Here is a 16,650-nt window from a genome sequence, read left to right as displayed (position 1 = left end):
CATTACACTCGAATCTGGAAAACGCCTCTCAAAACCGGCTGACGCACTCCATCGCCACCGTTTTAAACTCATCGAAGCTGCGGGTCGCGGCGAGGCGGCTCATGGCGCGCTCGCGCAGGAAAGTCACGAAAATATCGTAGATCGCCATCGCCTCTTCGTACTCGCGCTTGCTGATAGCGAGCAGGAAGATGATATGGGCGGTTTCATCACCCCAGACGATGCCCTGCGGGGCAATGACGGTATAGACCACCGTCTTTTTCGCCAGTAGCCCCAGGGAGTGCGGCAGCGCAATGCCATCGCCGAGCATGGTGCTGACAATCGCTTCACGCTCCACCACCGAAGCATGAAACTCGGCGTCAACAAAGCCTTCCTCCAGCAGCTGCTGGCACAGCTCGGCGAACAGCGTTTGCTGATCCATCGGCGTATCGACCACCCGGAAGTGGGCGGCATCGAAGTACTTATTCAGCATCCATGGACGGGTACGGTCCACCAGCACCAGCTTGCCGATCTGATCCAGTTGATAGTCAGTGGGGAACGGCGCGATGGTCACTACCGGCTTGTCTTTTTCGCTGATCCGCACCGTGGAGATAACAAAATCCGCCTCGATCGCGTCCCGCTGTTCGTATTCGCGCTGGGAAATAGTGGCGGCGATCTCCAGCTGCGGATATTTGCGCTGCAGGATCGCCTCGATCATCCGCACCATCGCATTGCTGGTATCGCACACCAGCAGCACCTGCGGCTGACGCTGGTAGCCGATGTTGTAGTGGCGCTCCAGCCCGACGCCGATATGCAGCACCAGAAAGCCGATTTCGTTTTCGCTGATGGTGTATGGAGTATATTTGCCCCAGCTGGAGACCGCGGCGAGGGTCATATCCCAGGCCATCGGGTAGTGCTGTTTGATGTTATCCAGCAGCGGATTGGGGATCATGATCTGGTAGCGCACGCGGGTGATCATGGTCTTTATGTGGGTCAGCAGATCGGCGTGCAGCTGGGCATCGTCCAGCAGGTTGTAGTTATACTGGCTGTTGATGTAGCGCAGGATGTAGTTGACCAGCGCTTCATCATCGTCGGCGCTGATGGTTTCCGGGTCCACGTCCTGTACCTGACGGGCGGCGATATGCACGCACAGCCACTCTTCTTCCGCGGGCGATAAAGGTTTACCGGCCAGCCGCTGCAGTTCGCCCGCCAGATCGCGCGCGGCATCGCGGACGTTCTGCGCCACATCTTCAGCACTAAAATCCGCCAGCGGGTAGCCTTCGCTGACGCGACGCACCACCACCGCCCCGTACAGGCAGATAAAGCGCTCGCCGACGTCGGTGAGACGAATATGGTGGCGCGTGAGCGTCTCCTGCAGCACCGGCTCCAGCAGCGCAGGCACCTCCTCTGCAAAGGCCTCGGCGCCGATCGGCGGCGCGATACCGCCCTGCTGGGTTAGCTCCCACAGCAGGTCGGTGAGGCAGGCGCGAACCGATACCTCGCTACCGAACAGCTTCATGCCGTGGCGCGGGCGGGTTTCAAGGGTTAGCTGATAGCGCTGGAAGCGCTCGCGCACCTCGACCATATCGTTTTGCAGCGTGGCGCGGCTGACGAACCACTCATCCGCCAGGTCTTCCAGCTTGATCGAGAATGCCGACGTCAGAAAACGCACCAGCAGGAAAGTGATGCGATCCTGGGCGGTACGCGGGACATGCTGCGCCTTCGGCGCCGTCTCCTCCAGCGCCTGAAAGCTCGCCGGGTTATCAATTTTCAGCTGATAACCGCTGCCGCGGTTAAGGATAAACTGCGCGCCATATTGCGCCAGTAGCGCATTCAGGGCGGTAATATCGGCGCGCACGGTACGAGTGGAAACCGACAGGCGTTGCGCCAGCTCATCCTGCGGCAGCGTTTCATTCCGCAGCAGGGTGAAGAGTTGCGCTAAGCGTTGGTTGGGAAATCGCATGTCAGTTCCTTGTGGTTACGGCTCAGGGTTGGGCGGAAATCACCATCTGCGATGGACTGCCGACCGGCGTGTAGTCTGAGACAAAGGTCAATTTGCCATCCTTCGGCGCCACGCTGAAGCGGGTAATATTATCGCTACGCTGGTTCATGACGTACAGCCACTGCCCCTGATTATCCAGGGTCAGCGTGCGGGGGTAATCTCCGCGCGTCCAGATATCCTCCTGGTGGCGCAGGCGGCCGTCGGCCTGCACCGTAAAGTGGGCGATGCTGTTATGCAGACGATTGGCGACGTACAGCTGTTTGCCGTCGTTGCTCAGCGCCAGGCCGGCGGCAAAGCTGGTGCCCTTATACTCTTTCGGCAGCGCGGAGACGGTTTTGCCTTCGCGCAGCAGACCGCTTTGCTGATCCAGATGATAGAAGGTCAGCGTCGACGCTTCCTCGTTAATCAGCCACAGACCGTCGCCCTTTGGCGTGAAGACGAAGTGGCGCGGGCCGGCTCCCGGCGACGAGGCGGCGATAAACGGCGGATCGTTCGGCGTCAACTTGCCGCTGGCGCTATCCAGCCGATATTGATAGATCCGATCCAGCCCCAGATCGGTGGAGTAAACAAATTTCCCGCTGGGATCGGCGGCGATCATATGGGCGTGCGGGCCATTGTGATCGCTGATGGCGAAGCTGCCCTCGACGGCCGCCGCCGGGCGTTCGGCCCCTGCCGGGCCTTCATCCTGATGCCTGTCCACCGCCTCACCCAGGCTACCGTCTTCTTTCACCGGTAGCACGGCGATGCTGCCGCTGACGTAGTTGGCCACCAGCAGCTGTTTACCGTTCGGCGTCAGGGAGAGATAAACCGGACCGGCGCCGCCGGAGGCGACCTGATTGAGTGCGGTCAGCTCGCCGTTCTTCTCAATGCGCCACGCCTGCACCACGCCTTTCTCCACTTCGCTGGCGGCATACAGCGTCTTGCCATCGCGCGAGACGGTCAGCTGCGCGGCGTTCGGCAACGAGCTCACCAGCGTCCTGTCACGTAGCGCGCCGGTTTGGCTATCAACGGTAAAGCGGTACAGACCTTCGCCATTGGGATTATAGGTGCCTACCCAGGCATAGTGAGTTTGCGCGGCGCCGGCGGCGGCGGCAAACAGGGACAGTGAAGCGACAAGCAGATGACGAGCGACAGGCATAGCAACTCCTTGATGGTTCAGTGGGATAAGCTGCCCCTCACCCTTTGAGGGCGAGGGGCAAGGGCACTACTTCACTAACTGTTTGGTCATCTCCAGCAGCTGGCGAACATCGGCCGGGCGGGTGTTGCCGCTGGCCTTATCGATAATCGAGCTGTAGATATGCGGGATGATTTTGCTCACCCCGGCATCGAGGGCGATCTTCAGGATCGCGCTGTAGTTTTCCAGATCGATACCGCCGGTCGGCTCCAGCCAGAAATCGTGCGCGGCGCAGGCTTTGGCCACCGCCTCGAACTCGTCGCGGTGCTTCAGGCCGCCCATCGGGAAGTATTTGATGGAGCTGCCGCCCATATCTTTTAACAGCGCGATGGCGGTTTCCAGCGGCACAATCCCATCCGCCGCGCTGCTGCTCAGCGGGCCGGTGGAGATCTTCACCATACCCGGGGTGCCGGTGGGCGAGACCAGGCCGTTGACCACCGTTTCGTTCTGCCCGAGCAGCGCGCGGCTGGTGGCCACGCCGGTGAAGACCTGATTGACGTGCTGCGGCTGCACCTGGCGCGAAATCTCGCTCACCATCGCCGACTGATTCGGATCCCCTGCGCCCAGCCCGACGGAGAGGGCGTTATCAATCAGCTTCGCGTAGTCGCGCATATCGGCCACCGCGCTGGCGACGTCCGGGTAGTTTTTGGAGAGCACGCCGACCAGGACATGACCTTCCGCCGCGTCGTAGATTTCCCGGGCGTTGTCTTTGCTACCCGCCAGGACGTTCAGGCACACGCGGTCACGGTAAAAGTTTGGGGTCAGTTTCATGCTTGTTTCTCCTTGTTCAGAACTTCCGCGATACGGCGGGCGACTACCGCCAGCTGCTGGGCGTCAACGCTGCGGACATCGGCTTCGATAATGCCTTCATTCGCTTTATAGCCGCGGAAGTAGATGGCGTATTCGCCCTGCTTCAGCGCGTTAACCAGATCGCCGGTCTTCACGCCGGTCACCGCTTCGTCGAATTTGATTTCGGCGCGGGCGATATCGCGGCCGGCGCTGTCCCATACCACGCGGGCAGTGACGCCGTTGAGGGTATTGAGCTGTTCGATAAACGGCGTCATCTTCGCCACCATCTCTTCGCCGCTCTCTTTGCTTGCCGTCAGGTAGTGTTCAATGGCGCAGGTCAGGCCGAGGATCCCCTCTTTACCCACTTTCATCGCCCGGCCAATCCCCATCGACTGGCGTTTAACCCACTCGACGTACTGCGTTTTGCCGATCACCAGCCCGCTGGTCGGCCCTTCAATCGCTTTCGCGCCGCTGTAGATCACCAGGTCGGCGCCCATGCGGTAGTAGCCCTGCAGATCTTCCTCCGCCGCCGCGTCAACGATCAGCGGTAAATGATGCTGACGCGCCACTTCCGCGGCCTGCGCCACGTTGAGCATGCTTTTCTGCACGCAGTGGTGGGATTTGATGTAGAGGATCGCCGCGGTGCGCGGGGTGATCGCCGCCGCCAGCTGTTCGGCAGAGCATTCGTTGGCGTAGCCCGCTTCCACCAGCCTGCCGCCGCCCAGCGCCACCATCGTGCCGACCGGCGCGCCGAAGTTGACGTTGTGGCCCTTCGGCAGGACGATTTCGTTATGCTCTATCGGCGTGACGTGCAGGTTCTCCAGCAGCCAGTCGCTGTCTTTCACCAGCACCGCCGCCACCGACTGGGCAATCCCTGCCGAGGCGCAGGAGACCACGGTCGCCCCTTCCACGTCCAGCAGCCTGGCGATGTACTCGCCGGTTTTATTCACCAGATCTTTCATTTCAAAGTACTGGTTCATGCCGGCCATCGCGGCGTCCACCACTTCCGGACGCGGCGTGGAAACGCCCAGCGCCGTCATCCGGCCGGAAGTGTTAATAACTTGTTTTAAATGGTATTTTTCAAAAATCGAAGGCATGTTCCGCGCTCCCTTGTTCGGTCAGATAGCCTTTGCCCGCGCGGATCGCGGCCAGCGGCACCAGAATGTTGTCTGCCTGGAGGCTCTCTTTTTCGGCATCCACCAGCAGCGTTGGCTGGCGCTCCAGGCGAAATAGCGTGAGATCGGCGTCGAAACCCACTTCCAGCCGCCCTTTATGCGACAGGCGCAGCCCCTCGGCAGCGCTGACGGTCACGCAGGCAATCACCTGCGGCAGGGTCATGCCGATGGCGAGAAATTTCGACATCACCAGCGCCAGCGAACGCACCGGGCCGTCGATGCGGTTACGGCAGTAAATATCCGAGCTGATGGTGTGCGGCAGAATGCCCAGCGCAATCGCCCGGCGCGCCACTTCAAAGCTGAAGCTGGCGGTACCGTGGCCGACGTCGAGGCGCACGCCGCGCTGCAGGGCGCGAGTAATCGAACTGCGCAGTTCGCCGGCAGGATTCAGAATGCGGTTCGGTTTGCCGTTATAGCAGTGGGTAATGATGTCGCCGCGGCTCAGCAGATCGGCGATTTCATCGAGGTTCGGCGGATTGTTGCCAATGTGCACCATCAGCGGCAGATCGCCGTTTTCCTGCTGAATCGCCTTGGCGCGCGCCAGCGGCGTAATGCCGTTTTCTCCCACCACGCTGCTGCTCATCCGCGCCTTCAGACCAACGATAAAATCGGGATGACGCTGCACCGCCTGCTTCACCGCCTCGGCGTCAATATTGGTCATATTGGCCAGTTCATTCTGGGCAATCAGCCCGACGCGGGAGATATTGAGCAGGGCATAGACTTCCGTCGCCGCTTTACGGGTCAGTTGATAGAACTCATCGACATCGTCGGCGCCGGTGCTGCCGGCATCAATCACGGTGGTGACGCCGGTGGCGATACCGACGCTGTCCGGCTCATCGTGATAAATTGGCGAATTCGGGTAGCAGTGAACGTGGGAGTCAATCCAGCCGGCGCTGACGTAGCTGTTGCCCTGCAGATCGAGGGTTTTGCGGGAGGGCGCGCTAATCTCGCCCAGCGCCGCGATTTTCCCGTCCTGAATGGCGATATCAGTCAGGGTATCGTCGACGAGGCGCGCGCGGCGCAGGAGTAAATCAAACATAGCTATCTCCTGATGAAAGAGTGTATCTGTTGCCGGATGGCGGCGTACCGCCTTATCCGGCCTACCAATCGCGCTGACGTGTAGGCCCGATAAGCGCCGCGCCATCGGGCGATTAGCTAATCGCCACCGGGAAAATGGAGCCGAGGATCATCGCGCCGAGGATGGCGCCGCCGGTGATCGGTTTCTGCCAGATGTAGAACAGCAGGGCGCCAACCAGCGAGCCGATCCCGATAGGAATCGAGGCGGTCATTGCGCTGAGGATGATCAAGGGGCCGAGGAAGCGGCCGGAGGCATTACCGGCCCCCATCATCACGTCGGCGCCGTAGGTGGAGTCGCTCTGGTTGATGGTGAACTTACGCGCCAGAATGATGATGTAGCCCACCGCCAGGCCGAGGATCAGGCAGGTTGCCAGCGAGGCGGCGAAGTTCGCCACCGGGAAGACAAAGCCCGCGCCGAGCAGCAGCGCCGGGACGCCAAGACCGATCCCGGTCTGAATAGCGCCGCCGATATCGAGGATCCCCACCAGCGACCCTTCGATGATGCGGGCGAACAGGAAGCTGGCGCCAAACGCCGCCACCGCGCCGTAAACGCCGGTATCAATCCCCGACTTCAGCATCGCCACGAAGGCGACTTCGTTAAAGGCGCCGATGCCGTACAGGTAGTACATGTGGGTCCCGGCGAAGACGCCGGAGGAGAGCAGGCCAACGAAGATCGGGAACGACCAGTCGGCATACCAAAAACCTTTATTCTGTTCCATTATCAGGCTCCCGTTACTTGCCGCTGAGTGAGTTGTGGATCATGTCCAGCCAGTTCGGCACGGTCAGATGGAAGGATTCGATCATCTTCATGTCGAAGCCGCGGAAGAAGCCGCTGAGGACGAACAGGGCGACAATGGCCACCATCATCACTTTGGTGACCCGGTTCCAGCCGCTCTCTTCAACGCCTTTGCCGATCAGGATGCCCAGCACCAGCCCCGGTACGGCGTTGCCCATAATCAGCTGCGCCGCGCCGCCGAAGATGGTCGCCCAGAAGCCTGATTTTTTACCGGCGTCGATCGCCGCCAGCCAGAAGATCACCGGCATCACGGTGTTCACCAGCAGGTTTGCCGCCGGGACCAGTACCTTAACCGCGGTCACCTGCAGCGCTTCCGGTACGGACGAGGCGGTGAGGTTAAGGAAGGCGACGACGATCATGCCGATGATGCCGCAGGAGATGGCCATTTTTTTCGGATCGTGCAGCGTTTCGCCGACGTTACGATTTTTCAGCATCAGCGCCGCCGCGCCCCAGTTGGGGATAATGCGGTGGTCAACATCCTGGGTGAAGGAGCCTGCTGCAACGGAAGAGGCCCAGGCGTTAAAGAAGAAACCGAGGCCAAAGGAGAAGTGGGAAGCCGGATCGCCCTCACAGGAGTTCAGCTCGCCCAGGGTTCGAAACGCCCCCATCCCCTGGGTGGTAGGGGCATGAAACATGCGTGCCGCTCCGGCGCCCACGCCGACGCCGACCAGGCCGCCGATGATAAGCGATTTTATTAATATTATCAGGAACATAGTCAGACCCTTTGCTAACAATCAGGTTTGCGTGACGAAATCCACTTTATCGAGATCGATGGCGGTCACGTTGACGGTGACGTCCAGCTCCACGCTGTAGGTCCGTCGTTCACGGCGCAAAAAGAAAAACAGGAAGGCCTCTTTTCGTACCGCTTCGCGCGCATGAACAACCGTCACGTCCTGTGGCTCAATACGCAGCAGAATGTGCGATGACGTTTTCATCACCGCAGCCTGCACATGGTTCAGGGCATCGGCGAAGGCCCGTGATTTGCTTTCGCCTTTGCCGGCAACCCTCACCGTGGTGGTGAATTGCTCTTTCATACTTATGCGCCGTATTTCTTTTTCCAGGCCTCTACCAGCCGCTCGCCCAGCTCTTCTTTATCCATAAAGCCGAAGCCCAGCACGTTGCAGCCTTCGTTGATGGCGGTGACGCCCTCTTCCACGGAACGCATGCCGTATTTCGCTTTGTAGCCGTGTTTGGTCTGGGCGGTGATGGCGCCGGCGCCGCCGCTGCCGCAGAAGGAGATGCCGAAGGTGGCGTTTTCCGCTTTCATCATGTCGCCAAGCTTCATGTCGGCAGCAACGCCAGGGACGACCACTGCACGTGCGCCGGCTTTCTCTGCGCCTGCGGCGACTTTTTGGCCTTTACCCAGACGGTCGCCAATAACTACGGTGATTTGTTCCATGTTTTGCTCCTTACAGGTTTTCTTTTGCGACTTCGAAATGGACGGAGAGCAGCCAGGCCTCTTCATCAGGCAGGTTGCCGAACTGCGCGACCACTTCGCGGGCCAACGTCATTGAATCTGGTGAAATCTCTTCGAACAGGCTGGCATCCACTTCCGGCAGCGGTTCCCCGCTGATTGACCGGTGGGCCATCGCCCGCACGTGGGAGGTCAGCATTTGCTCCTGAACGTCGTTAGGGACGATGCCGTGACGGCTTAACAGGGCAAAAACCTGCTGCAGCATCTTGTCAGCCAGGCGTTCGGTCTGCGCTGCCTGCTCCCCTACGTCGTGTATTACCGCTCCGTTATTCACTTCTGATACCCCGCTGCTGTCTCTGGGAATCAAAGTAGCGCCGGGGGATGGGAGTTTGTAGCGAGTTGTTTTCCACTTCGAAGTGGAAAGGGAGACGGCAGGCGTGATCGACCCCACACATTCACTGGAAAAATGAAAAAACAGCAATTATGGCGTGAGACGTATCACAACAATGCGCGTGAATGTGCAGCCCGCGGCTGCGGAAAGGCCGGAAAAAGAGATCGAAAAGTGTGATATCGGTAGGCTTTGAGGTGGGAGACATCGGCTGATGCCTCCCGAAAACGGCAGTTAGCGGTACTTCTTATGGTAGGTGTTGCGGGTGGTTTTAAACTCCTCCGCGGCGGCCTGCGCCTCTTTCACCTTGCCTTCATTCGCCAGCTTCAGCGCGCCGTCGATCTGGCCGATCAGAATATCCAGACCGTGACGGTAATCTTTCATCTCAGCGCTGTCGGCCGCTTTGCCTTCCAGCTTCGGCGGCGTCTCTTTCTGGGCATCAACCGCGGCGGTACGCATCTTATTCAGCGCCGCTTTCAGTTCGCCGGCGTCGGAGGTTTTCTGTACCACTTGCAGATTTTCTGCCAGAGTGTCCATGTCTTCGCCCAGGTCGGCGAAGGCCGAGGCTGAACCGAGCGCAAAAGCAGAGACAGCCAGCATCGCTAACAGTTTTTTACGCATTGCTCACTTCCTTTTTATTATTTAAGCAAACAGGTGTTATTGCCCGGCGATTTTCATCTCCGGCAGCAGCACAGAACCGCACTGAATGTTGCTGCGCGTTTCAATATCATCGCCGATGGTCACGATATTACGCCACATTTCTTTCAGATTTCCTGCAATGGTGATCTCACTGACAGGATATTGAATTTCGCCATTTTCTACCCAGAAGCCGGATGCGCCGCGTGAGTAGTCGCCAGTGACGCCACTGACACCCTGCCCCATCAGTTCGGTAACCACAAGACCGGTGCCCATCTCTTTAAGCATCTTTGCAAAACTCAGGCCGCGGCCGTTGATGCGCCAGTTATGGATGCCGCCGGCGTGGCCGGTGCTTTTCATCCCCAGCTTGCGGGCAGAGTAGTTGGTCAGCAGCCACTGGGTCAGCACGCCGTCTTTGACGATATCGCGACGCTCAGTGCGCACGCCTTCGCTGTCGAACGGCGTGGAGGCCAGTCCTTTACGCAGGTGCGGATGCTCTTCAATGGTCAGCCACTCCGGCAAAATTTGTTTGCCCAGCGAATCGAGCAGGAAGGTGGATTTGCGGTATACCGAACCACCGGCAATCGCTCCGACCAGGTGGCCAAACAGCCCGGTCGCCACTTCATTGGCGAAAATCACCGGCGCCTTCATGGTCGACAGCTTACGCGGCGCGAGGCGCGACAGGGTGCGGCGGGCGCACTCTTCCCCGACCCATTCCGGGGACTGCAGATCCTCAATCGCCCGGCCAATGGTATAGGCGTAGTCGCGTTCCATGTCGCCGTCATCTTCCGCGATCACGCAGCTGGAAAGGGAATGGCGGGTCGAACAGTAGCTCTGCAGCATGCCATGGCTGTTGCCGAACACTTTGATGCCGTAGTGGCTGTTAAAGCTGCCGCCTTCGGTGTTGGTGATGCGTTTATCGGCCTTCAGCGCCGCTTGCTCTGCGCGGGCGGCCAGTTCGATGGCCTCATCCGGGGAGACCTCCGCCGGGTGGAACAGGTCCAGATCCGGGGCGTCAAAGGCCAGCAGCTCTTTATCCGCCACGCCGGCGAAGGGATCCGGGGAGGTGTAGCGGGCAATATCCAGCGCCGCCTGCACGGTGCGGGCGATGGCGTCCGGGCTGAGATCGGTGGAAGAGGCGCTGCCCTTGCGGTTCTGGTGGTAAACCGTGATGCCTAACGCCCCATCGCTATTGAATTCTACATTCTCCACTTCGCCATAGCGGGTGCTGACGCCGATGCCCGTCGTCTTGCTGACGGAGACTTCCGCGCCATCGGATTTACCTGCCGCCAGTTCCAGCGCCGTGGTCACGGCCTCTTCCAGCGTCTTACGTTGCTGGGCAACTTGAGAGATCACTTTCATTGCTAATGCCATAATGTAAGAAGGAGTTAACTGAAGTCTAACAGAGAACCGTTTTTCAGTGCGCGCCTTAACTGGTAACATTAGCCTCTTTTTTTAAGGAGCCTGAGATGACAAAGCAGCCCGAAGACTGGCTCGACGACGTTCCCGGTGATGATATCGAGGATGAAGACGATGAAATTATCTGGGTCAGTAAGAGTGAAATTAAGCGCGACGCGGAAGAACTGAAGCGTCTTGGCGCGGAACTCGTTGACCTGGGGAAAAACGCGCTGGATAAAATTCCGCTGGATACTGACCTGCGCGACGCCATCGAACTCGCCCAGCGAATCAAAAAAGAGGGTCGCCGCCGCCAGCTGCAGCTTATCGGTAAGATGCTGCGCAATCGCGATGTCGATCCGATTCGTCAGGCGCTGGATAAGCTGAAAAACCGCCACAACCAGCAGGTTGCGCTGTTCCACAAGCTGGAGCAGATCCGTGACCGACTGATTGACGACGGGGATGACGCCGTAGCTGAAGTGCTGAACCTGTGGCCAGATGCTGACCGTCAGCAGCTGCGTTCCCTGATCCGCAATGCGAAGAAAGAGAAAGAAGGCAACAAACCGCCGAAATCCGCGCGCCTGATCTTCCAGTATCTGCGCGAACTGGCGGAAAACGAAGGCTAATTCCCGCCGCTTTTGCCGCACAAGTCACCCGGATGGCGGCGCGCTGCGCCTTATCCGGGCTACTCCGCTTTGTCTGGTGGGTGGCTATGCCTTATCCGGCCTACGGAAGGCTGCTGAACCTGAGTTATCAAACAGTTGCTCGACTCTGTAGGCCCGCGCAAGCGCAGCGCCGCCGGGCAGGCTGTATCCAACGCCATTCCCGTCGTTTTGCCGGATGGCGGCTACGCCTTATCCGGCCTACGGAAGGCTGCTGAACCTGAGTTATCAAACAGTTGCTCAACTCCGCAGGCCCGCGCAAGCGCCGCGCCGCCGGGCAGGCTGTATCCGGCGCGTTCCCGTCCTTGTGCCGGATGGCGGCTACGCCTTATCCGGCCTACGGAAGGGTGCAGAACCTGAGTTATCAAACAGTTGCTCAACTTTGTAGGCCCGCGCAAGCGCCGCGCCGCCGGGCAGGCCTTATCCGGCCCACCTTCCCCTTCTTCAACGCAAGCATCGCGCCAGCAGGGGGTTCCCCGCTGCCTCCCCTGAACCCCCAAGTCCACACAACGAGACTGTCGTTTATTGCCTTCTCTAAAGCTGAATCGTTAAAGCTAAAAGCAATGCAGATCACATCTTGTGGTGATAATTAAGCATGGTTTATCACAATAATACGACGCCTATCGCATTTAACATCTTAAAAACGGCCACTTTCTCACCAGGTGAGGCGCTTCACATTTTAATCACCCCCATGCCGGTAGATTTCACACGTCAATGACACAATCGATTCAGCAAAAAGGGAATAAAAATGAAAAAGACACTGGTTCTGACGGCTATCGCTCTGCTGGTTTCTGGCTCCGCCGCGGCAAAAACATGGGTGCTGACGAATGCTGAAGAGGGCATGGATAAGGGAAACTGGCAGATCGGCAGCGATCAGCTGAAGGTGAAAGACCATGCGTTCAGCATTGAGCAGAAAGTCCTGCACGGCGGCAAGCAGGAAGGCAGCAAAATCCTCACCATTCGCAGTAAAGACGGCCTGACCATCACCCTCAGCCCGACGCGCGGCATGAACTTGCTGCGAGTGGAAGGCTTCGGCAGCCGGATGGGTTGGGATTCGCCGGTCAAAGAGGTTGTTAACCCGGCCTTTATCAACCTGGAGAGTCGCAACGGGCTCGGCTGGCTGGAAGGGTTCAACGAAATGATGGTCCGCTGCGGCTACGAGTGGACCGGCCATCCGGTGACTGCGGACGGGCAAATTTATACCCTGCACGGCAAGGCAGGCAACACGCCGGCCTCTCTGGTGGAGGTTGAGGTGGCCGACAGAGCGCCGTATGAAATTCGCGTCCGCGGGCTGGTGAAAGAGAGCACCTTCAAAAAAGCCGATCTGCAAACCATGACCGAGCTGCGCTATATCCCGGGCAGCAACAGCTTCAGCCTGCACGATGTCTTAACCAATCACGCCGACTATCCGCATGATTACCAGATCATCTACCACAGCAACTTCGGCACCCCGATCCTGGAAGAAGGCGCGCGTTTCCTCGCCCCGATGTCCAGCATCAGCCCGTTCAATGATTACGCTAAGAGCGGATTAAAAACCTGGCAAACCTATCAGGGGCCGACCAAAGACTTTGACGAGATGGTGTTTAATATTCAGCCGCTGGCCGATGAAAATCACCAGACGCTGGCCGCCGTGGTCAACAAAGCGGGCGATAAAGGAGCCTCCATTCAGTTCGACACCCGCCAGCTGCCGGTCCTGACGCTGTGGAAAAACACCGACACCGTCAAACAGGGCTATGTCACCGGTATCGAGCCGGGGACCAGCTACGCCTATCCGGTGACCATTGAACGCGAGCAAAAACGCGTAAAACAGCTGCAGCCGGGCGCCAGCGCGCAGTTTGATCTGACCTACACCCTGCTGCATGACAGTGCCCAGGTGGCCGCCGTCGAGCAGAAAATCGCGCAGATTCAGGGCGACAATAAAGTGGCGGAGAACGACACGCCGATCGCCAAAGAGTAAAAATACCCCAGCCGAACGCCCGGAGCGGTACGCCGCGCCGGGCTACGCCCGCCCCATCACCTCGCGCCCGAGATCCCGGGCAAACTGCTGATACTGTCGCTCATCGATCGGCTGCGGGTAGCTCAGCACCAGCAGCTCATGATCCGCGATGCCCTGATGATAGGTCGGATGACGATGCGCCCAGGGGTTAGCGTGGAATCCCATCGACTGATAAAAGCGCAGCCGTTTATGGGCGATCTCGCTGCTCAGCGGATCGATTTCCAGAATGGTCAGCGGCGCGCGCGTCAGGATCTGCGCCAGCAGCTGTTTACCATAGCCGCGGGAGCGCAGCGTATCGTCGATCGCCAAATGTTCGACATAACAGTAGCCGGCAAACTGCCAGCAGCCGCTGAGGCCGATATATACGTCCTCATCGAACCACGCCTCCAGCGCGTAGTGCGCGTTGCTGAGCGCCTGACGTTTGGCCTCGCTTTCGCGCTGCTCGTGCCAAGGAAAGGCGCGCGCGTAGAGCGCGTCCAGCATGGCGAAATGGGGCGAGTCGGTAGAAAGTACGCTTTCGCAGGTCAGCATCACACCATCCCTGTTGGCAAAAAACAAAACTGCCCTCACGCGGAGGGCAGTGACCGGAGGCGGGACGTTACTCTGTCGCGGCCGCTTTTTGCGCCAGTTTATCCAGCAGCTTTTGATGAATGCCGCCGAAGCCGCCGTTGCTCATCACCAGGATATGGTCGCCAGGATGGGCGGTTTTGACCACCATCTCCGCCAGGGTATCGACGTCGGCGCTCCAGTGAGCCGGCTGGACGCAGGCTTCCGCTACTTCCGCCACCTGCCACGGGATATGCTGCGGCTGCAGGAGGAACACCTCATCGGCGCGGCCAAGAGACGGCGCCAGATCGTCCTTGCAGACGCCCATTTTCATGGTGTTAGAGCGCGGCTCCAGCACGGCGAGAATGCGCGCGGTGCCGCCCACTTTGCCGCGCAGCGCCTGCAGCGTAGCGAGAATGGCCGTCGGATGATGAGCGAAATCGTCATACACGGTGACGCCGTTGGCTTCGCCGCGCAGCTCCAGGCGACGGCGGGCGTTGATAAAGCTGCCCAGCGCGTTCGCGGCATCCGCCGGCAGTACCCCGACGTGACGCGCCGCGGCAATGGCCATCAGGCCGTTATGCATATTATGCTCGCCGACCAGCGCCCATTTCACCTCGCCGACCTTTTCACCGTCGAATAGCACTTCCCACTGCGAGGCGTCAGCGTTCAGCTTCTTCGCCTGCCAGTGGCCCTGCTCGCCCACCAGCTCCTGCTCGCTCCAGCAACCCATCGCCATCACCTGCTTCAGGTTGATGTCGTTCTCCGGCAGGATAATTTTGCCTTTGCCCGGCACGATGCGCACCAGATGGTGGAACTGCTTCTGAATCGCCTTCAGGTCGTCAAAGATATCCGCGTGGTCGAACTCAAGGTTGTTGAGGATCAGCGTCCGCGGGCAGTAGTGAACAAATTTGGAGCGCTTGTCGAAGAAGGCGCAGTCGTATTCATCCGCTTCAATGACGAAGAACGGGCTGTCGCCCAGGCGCGCAGAGACGTCAAAATTGCCCGGCACGCCGCCGATCACGAAGCCCGGCTGGTAACCGCAGGCTTCAAGGATCCAGGTCGCCATGCCGGCGGTGGTGGTTTTGCCGTGGGTCCCGGCGACGGCCAGCACCCAGCGATCGCGCAGCACGAAGTCGTGCAGCCACTGCGGGCCGGACATATAGGGAATATTGTTTTCCAGCACCGCTTCAACGCACGGGTTGCCGCGAGTCATGGCGTTACCGATGATCACCAGGTCCGGCCGGGGCTCCAGCTGGCTGGGGTCATAGCCCTGAATTAAATCAATCCCCTGGTTTTCCAGCAGGGTGCTCATCGGCGGATAGACGTTAGCATCCGACCCCGTTACCTCATGACCGAGGGAGCGCGCCAGCATGGCCAGGCCCCCCATAAACGTGCCACAGATTCCTAAAATATGAATGCGCATTCGTCATTTCCTTCTCTTATCCGGGGCACATTTTACCCATATCCCGGGCCCTGGCGAAATGCATTTCAGGCGAATCTGTATTTTGCTGGCGCGATTCACTAGTGCGCACTTTTTTGATTCTTTGTTAAGATTGTTGCGTTCGTTTTACTCAACATAAAAATGCAGGGAACGAGTTATGAAAACGTTAGGTGAGTTTATTGTTGAAAAGCAGCACGAGTTCTCCCACGCCACCGGTGAGCTGACTGCTTTGTTGTCAGCAATAAAGTTGGGCGCCAAGATCATCCACCGCGATATCAACAAGGCCGGTCTGGTCGATATCCTGGGTGCCAGCGGTGCTGAAAACGTTCAGGGCGAGGTGCAGCAAAAACTCGATCTGTTCGCGAATGAAAAATTAAAAGCCGCACTGCGAGCACGCGATATTGTTGCCGGGATCGCCTCTGAAGAAGAAGATGAGATTGTCGTCTTCGAAGGGTGTGAACACGCCAAATACGTGGTGCTGATGGACCCTCTGGATGGCTCCTCTAACATCGACGTTAACGTCTCTGTTGGTACGATCTTCTCTATCTACCGCCGCGTGACGCCTGTTGGCACGCCGGTGACAGAAGAAGATTTCCTGCAGCCGGGCAACAAACAGGTGGCAGCGGGCTATGTGGTCTATGGCTCTTCGACGATGCTGGTGTATACCACCGGCTGCGGCGTCCACGCCTTCACCTACGACCCGTCCCTCGGCGTCTTCTGTCTGTGCCAGGAGCGCATGCGCTTCCCGGAGAAGGGCAATACCTACTCCATTAACGAAGGCAACTACATCAAATTCCCGCAGGGCGTGAAGAAGTACATTAAGTACTGCCAGGAAGAGGACAAAGCGACGCAGCGTCCTTATACCTCACGCTATATCGGCTCGCTGGTGGCGGACTTCCACCGCAACCTGCTGAAAGGCGGCATCTACCTCTATCCAAGCACCGCCAGCCACCCGGACGGCAAGCTGCGCCTGCTGTATGAATGCAACCCGATGGCCTTCCTCGCCGAACAAGCGGGCGGTAAGGCCAGCGATGGTAAAGAGCGTATTCTGGATATTGTTCCGGAAAGCCTGCACCAGCGCCGCTCCTTCTTCGTCGGCAACAACCACATGGTGGAAGACGTCGAGAACTTTATTAAGTCGTTCCCGGACGCCTAAGCGCCCTGCCCGCTCCTCCCGCGC

General features: G+C 59.0%; 17 protein-coding genes. 3 read left to right on the top strand and 14 right to left on the bottom strand.

Translation table 11 applies throughout. The features are described from left to right. Positions 1 to 28: 28 nt before the first annotated feature. The 12 genes from MKR05_RS21495 to pmbA all read right to left on the bottom strand — a co-directional run bounded on the left by MKR05_RS21495 (position 29) and on the right by pmbA (position 10,801). Entirely contained in the window at positions 29 to 1,939 is a 1,911-nt protein-coding gene (locus tag MKR05_RS21495; RefSeq protein ID WP_044525201.1) for a transcription antiterminator, read from the bottom strand. A 22-nt stretch (positions 1,940 to 1,961) separates the two neighbouring features. After that, positions 1,962 to 3,116 (bottom strand): lactonase family protein, encoded by a 1,155-nt coding sequence (locus MKR05_RS21490; protein ID WP_065805920.1) that lies wholly within the window; start codon positions 3,114 to 3,116, stop codon positions 1,962 to 1,964. A 66-nt stretch (positions 3,117 to 3,182) separates the two neighbouring features. Continuing rightward, a complete protein-coding gene (gene dagF / locus MKR05_RS21485; protein ID WP_180402639.1) occupies positions 3,183 to 3,923 on the bottom strand; it encodes a 2-dehydro-3-deoxy-phosphogluconate aldolase in 741 nt (246 codons plus the stop codon). After that, positions 3,920 to 5,038, bottom strand: a complete 1,119-nt coding sequence (locus MKR05_RS21480) for a DgaE family pyridoxal phosphate-dependent ammonia lyase (protein WP_032454655.1) — start codon at positions 5,036 to 5,038, stop codon at positions 3,920 to 3,922. The genes dagF and MKR05_RS21480 overlap by 4 nt, the downstream gene beginning before the upstream one ends. Then, a complete protein-coding gene (locus tag MKR05_RS21475; RefSeq protein WP_049013642.1) occupies positions 5,022 to 6,155 on the bottom strand; it encodes an amidohydrolase/deacetylase family metallohydrolase in 1,134 nt (377 codons plus the stop codon). Before MKR05_RS21475 ends, MKR05_RS21480 begins: the two co-directional genes overlap by 17 nt. Before the next feature lie 112 nt (positions 6,156 to 6,267). After that, on the bottom strand, positions 6,268 to 6,912 hold the full coding sequence (locus tag MKR05_RS21470) for a DUF4310 family protein (protein ID WP_238874953.1): 645 nt from the start codon (positions 6,910 to 6,912) through the stop codon (positions 6,268 to 6,270). Between the two features lie 13 nt (positions 6,913 to 6,925). After that, positions 6,926 to 7,702 carry a DUF4311 domain-containing protein gene (locus tag MKR05_RS21465; protein ID WP_002886897.1) on the bottom strand — a complete coding sequence of 259 codons (777 nt, stop codon included), beginning with the start codon at positions 7,700 to 7,702 and terminating at the stop codon, positions 6,926 to 6,928. A gap of 21 nt (positions 7,703 to 7,723) precedes the next feature. Continuing rightward, the gene (locus MKR05_RS21460) at positions 7,724 to 8,023 is read right to left on the bottom strand and encodes a DUF4312 family protein (protein WP_004206503.1); all 300 of its coding nucleotides are present in this window, start codon (positions 8,021 to 8,023) and stop codon (positions 7,724 to 7,726) included. 2 nt (positions 8,024 to 8,025) lie between these two features. Then, positions 8,026 to 8,388, bottom strand: coding sequence for an SFCGS family glycine-rich protein (locus MKR05_RS21455; protein WP_032454653.1), 363 nt, complete (start codon positions 8,386 to 8,388; stop codon positions 8,026 to 8,028). A gap of 10 nt (positions 8,389 to 8,398) precedes the next feature. Further along, positions 8,399 to 8,737, bottom strand: a complete 339-nt coding sequence (locus MKR05_RS21450; protein ID WP_004206500.1) for a PRD domain-containing protein — start codon at positions 8,735 to 8,737, stop codon at positions 8,399 to 8,401. 288 nt (positions 8,738 to 9,025) lie between these two features. Further along, positions 9,026 to 9,412, bottom strand: a complete 387-nt coding sequence (cybC, locus tag MKR05_RS21445; protein WP_002886893.1) for a cytochrome b562 — start codon at positions 9,410 to 9,412, stop codon at positions 9,026 to 9,028. Between the two features lie 36 nt (positions 9,413 to 9,448). After that, entirely contained in the window at positions 9,449 to 10,801 is a 1,353-nt protein-coding gene (gene pmbA, locus MKR05_RS21440; RefSeq protein WP_032429082.1) for a metalloprotease PmbA, read from the bottom strand. A 95-nt stretch (positions 10,802 to 10,896) separates the two neighbouring features. Between pmbA and yjgA the strand changes: the two genes are divergently transcribed. Together yjgA and MKR05_RS21430 are read left to right on the top strand one after the other, a co-directional pair. After that, positions 10,897 to 11,448: a ribosome biogenesis factor YjgA gene (yjgA, locus tag MKR05_RS21435; RefSeq protein WP_004206498.1), complete on the top strand. Its 552-nt coding sequence runs from the start codon at positions 10,897 to 10,899 to the stop codon at positions 11,446 to 11,448. A gap of 784 nt (positions 11,449 to 12,232) precedes the next feature. Beyond that, positions 12,233 to 13,441, top strand: coding sequence for an aldose 1-epimerase family protein (locus MKR05_RS21430; protein WP_049014188.1), 1,209 nt, complete (start codon positions 12,233 to 12,235; stop codon positions 13,439 to 13,441). 42 nt (positions 13,442 to 13,483) lie between these two features. Here MKR05_RS21430 and MKR05_RS21425 read toward each other — a convergent pair whose 3' ends face one another. Continuing rightward, positions 13,484 to 14,011: a GNAT family N-acetyltransferase gene (locus tag MKR05_RS21425; protein ID WP_238874951.1), complete on the bottom strand. Its 528-nt coding sequence runs from the start codon at positions 14,009 to 14,011 to the stop codon at positions 13,484 to 13,486. A 67-nt stretch (positions 14,012 to 14,078) separates the two neighbouring features. After that, positions 14,079 to 15,452, bottom strand: a complete 1,374-nt coding sequence (mpl, locus tag MKR05_RS21420) for a UDP-N-acetylmuramate:L-alanyl-gamma-D-glutamyl-meso-diaminopimelate ligase (RefSeq protein ID WP_048296492.1) — start codon at positions 15,450 to 15,452, stop codon at positions 14,079 to 14,081. A 175-nt stretch (positions 15,453 to 15,627) separates the two neighbouring features. Here mpl and fbp point away from each other — a divergent pair, with 175 nt between their 5' ends. Continuing rightward, positions 15,628 to 16,626 (top strand): class 1 fructose-bisphosphatase, encoded by a 999-nt coding sequence (fbp, locus tag MKR05_RS21415; RefSeq protein ID WP_004206493.1) that lies wholly within the window; start codon positions 15,628 to 15,630, stop codon positions 16,624 to 16,626. The last annotated feature ends 24 nt before the right edge of the window (positions 16,627 to 16,650 follow it).

It is taken from the genome of Klebsiella sp. K5-204 (assembly GCF_030128585.1).
GTDB classification, from domain to species: Bacteria; Pseudomonadota; Gammaproteobacteria; order Enterobacterales; family Enterobacteriaceae; genus Klebsiella; species Klebsiella quasipneumoniae.
The sequence above is the reverse complement of the archived record's forward strand: the minus strand, read 5'-3'. Positions and strand labels throughout refer to the sequence as shown.

Excerpts from the sequence above, each read along its gene's own strand:
- MKR05_RS21480 (WP_032454655.1), bottom strand. The coding sequence starts at position 5,038 with ATGCCTTCGATTTTTGAAAAATACCATTTAAAACAAGTTATTAACACT.
- cybC (WP_002886893.1), bottom strand. The coding sequence starts at position 9,412 with ATGCGTAAAAAACTGTTAGCGATGCTGGCTGTCTCTGCTTTTGCGCTC.
- MKR05_RS21490 (WP_065805920.1), bottom strand. The coding sequence starts at position 3,116 with ATGCCTGTCGCTCGTCATCTGCTTGTCGCTTCACTGTCCCTGTTTGCC.
- mpl (WP_048296492.1), bottom strand. The coding sequence starts at position 15,452 with ATGCGCATTCATATTTTAGGAATCTGTGGCACGTTTATGGGGGGCCTG.
- MKR05_RS21455 (WP_032454653.1), bottom strand. The coding sequence starts at position 8,388 with ATGGAACAAATCACCGTAGTTATTGGCGACCGTCTGGGTAAAGGCCAA.
- fbp (WP_004206493.1), top strand. The coding sequence starts at position 15,628 with ATGAAAACGTTAGGTGAGTTTATTGTTGAAAAGCAGCACGAGTTCTCC.
- MKR05_RS21470 (WP_238874953.1), bottom strand. The coding sequence starts at position 6,912 with ATGGAACAGAATAAAGGTTTTTGGTATGCCGACTGGTCGTTCCCGATC.
- MKR05_RS21465 (WP_002886897.1), bottom strand. The coding sequence starts at position 7,702 with ATGTTCCTGATAATATTAATAAAATCGCTTATCATCGGCGGCCTGGTC.
- MKR05_RS21425 (WP_238874951.1), bottom strand. The coding sequence starts at position 14,011 with ATGCTGACCTGCGAAAGCGTACTTTCTACCGACTCGCCCCATTTCGCC.
- dagF (WP_180402639.1), bottom strand. The coding sequence starts at position 3,923 with ATGAAACTGACCCCAAACTTTTACCGTGACCGCGTGTGCCTGAACGTC.
- MKR05_RS21495 (WP_044525201.1), bottom strand. The coding sequence starts at position 1,939 with ATGCGATTTCCCAACCAACGCTTAGCGCAACTCTTCACCCTGCTGCGG.
- pmbA (WP_032429082.1), bottom strand. The coding sequence starts at position 10,801 with ATGGCATTAGCAATGAAAGTGATCTCTCAAGTTGCCCAGCAACGTAAG.
- MKR05_RS21460 (WP_004206503.1), bottom strand. The coding sequence starts at position 8,023 with ATGAAAGAGCAATTCACCACCACGGTGAGGGTTGCCGGCAAAGGCGAA.
- MKR05_RS21475 (WP_049013642.1), bottom strand. The coding sequence starts at position 6,155 with ATGTTTGATTTACTCCTGCGCCGCGCGCGCCTCGTCGACGATACCCTG.
- yjgA (WP_004206498.1), top strand. The coding sequence starts at position 10,897 with ATGACAAAGCAGCCCGAAGACTGGCTCGACGACGTTCCCGGTGATGAT.
- MKR05_RS21430 (WP_049014188.1), top strand. The coding sequence starts at position 12,233 with ATGAAAAAGACACTGGTTCTGACGGCTATCGCTCTGCTGGTTTCTGGC.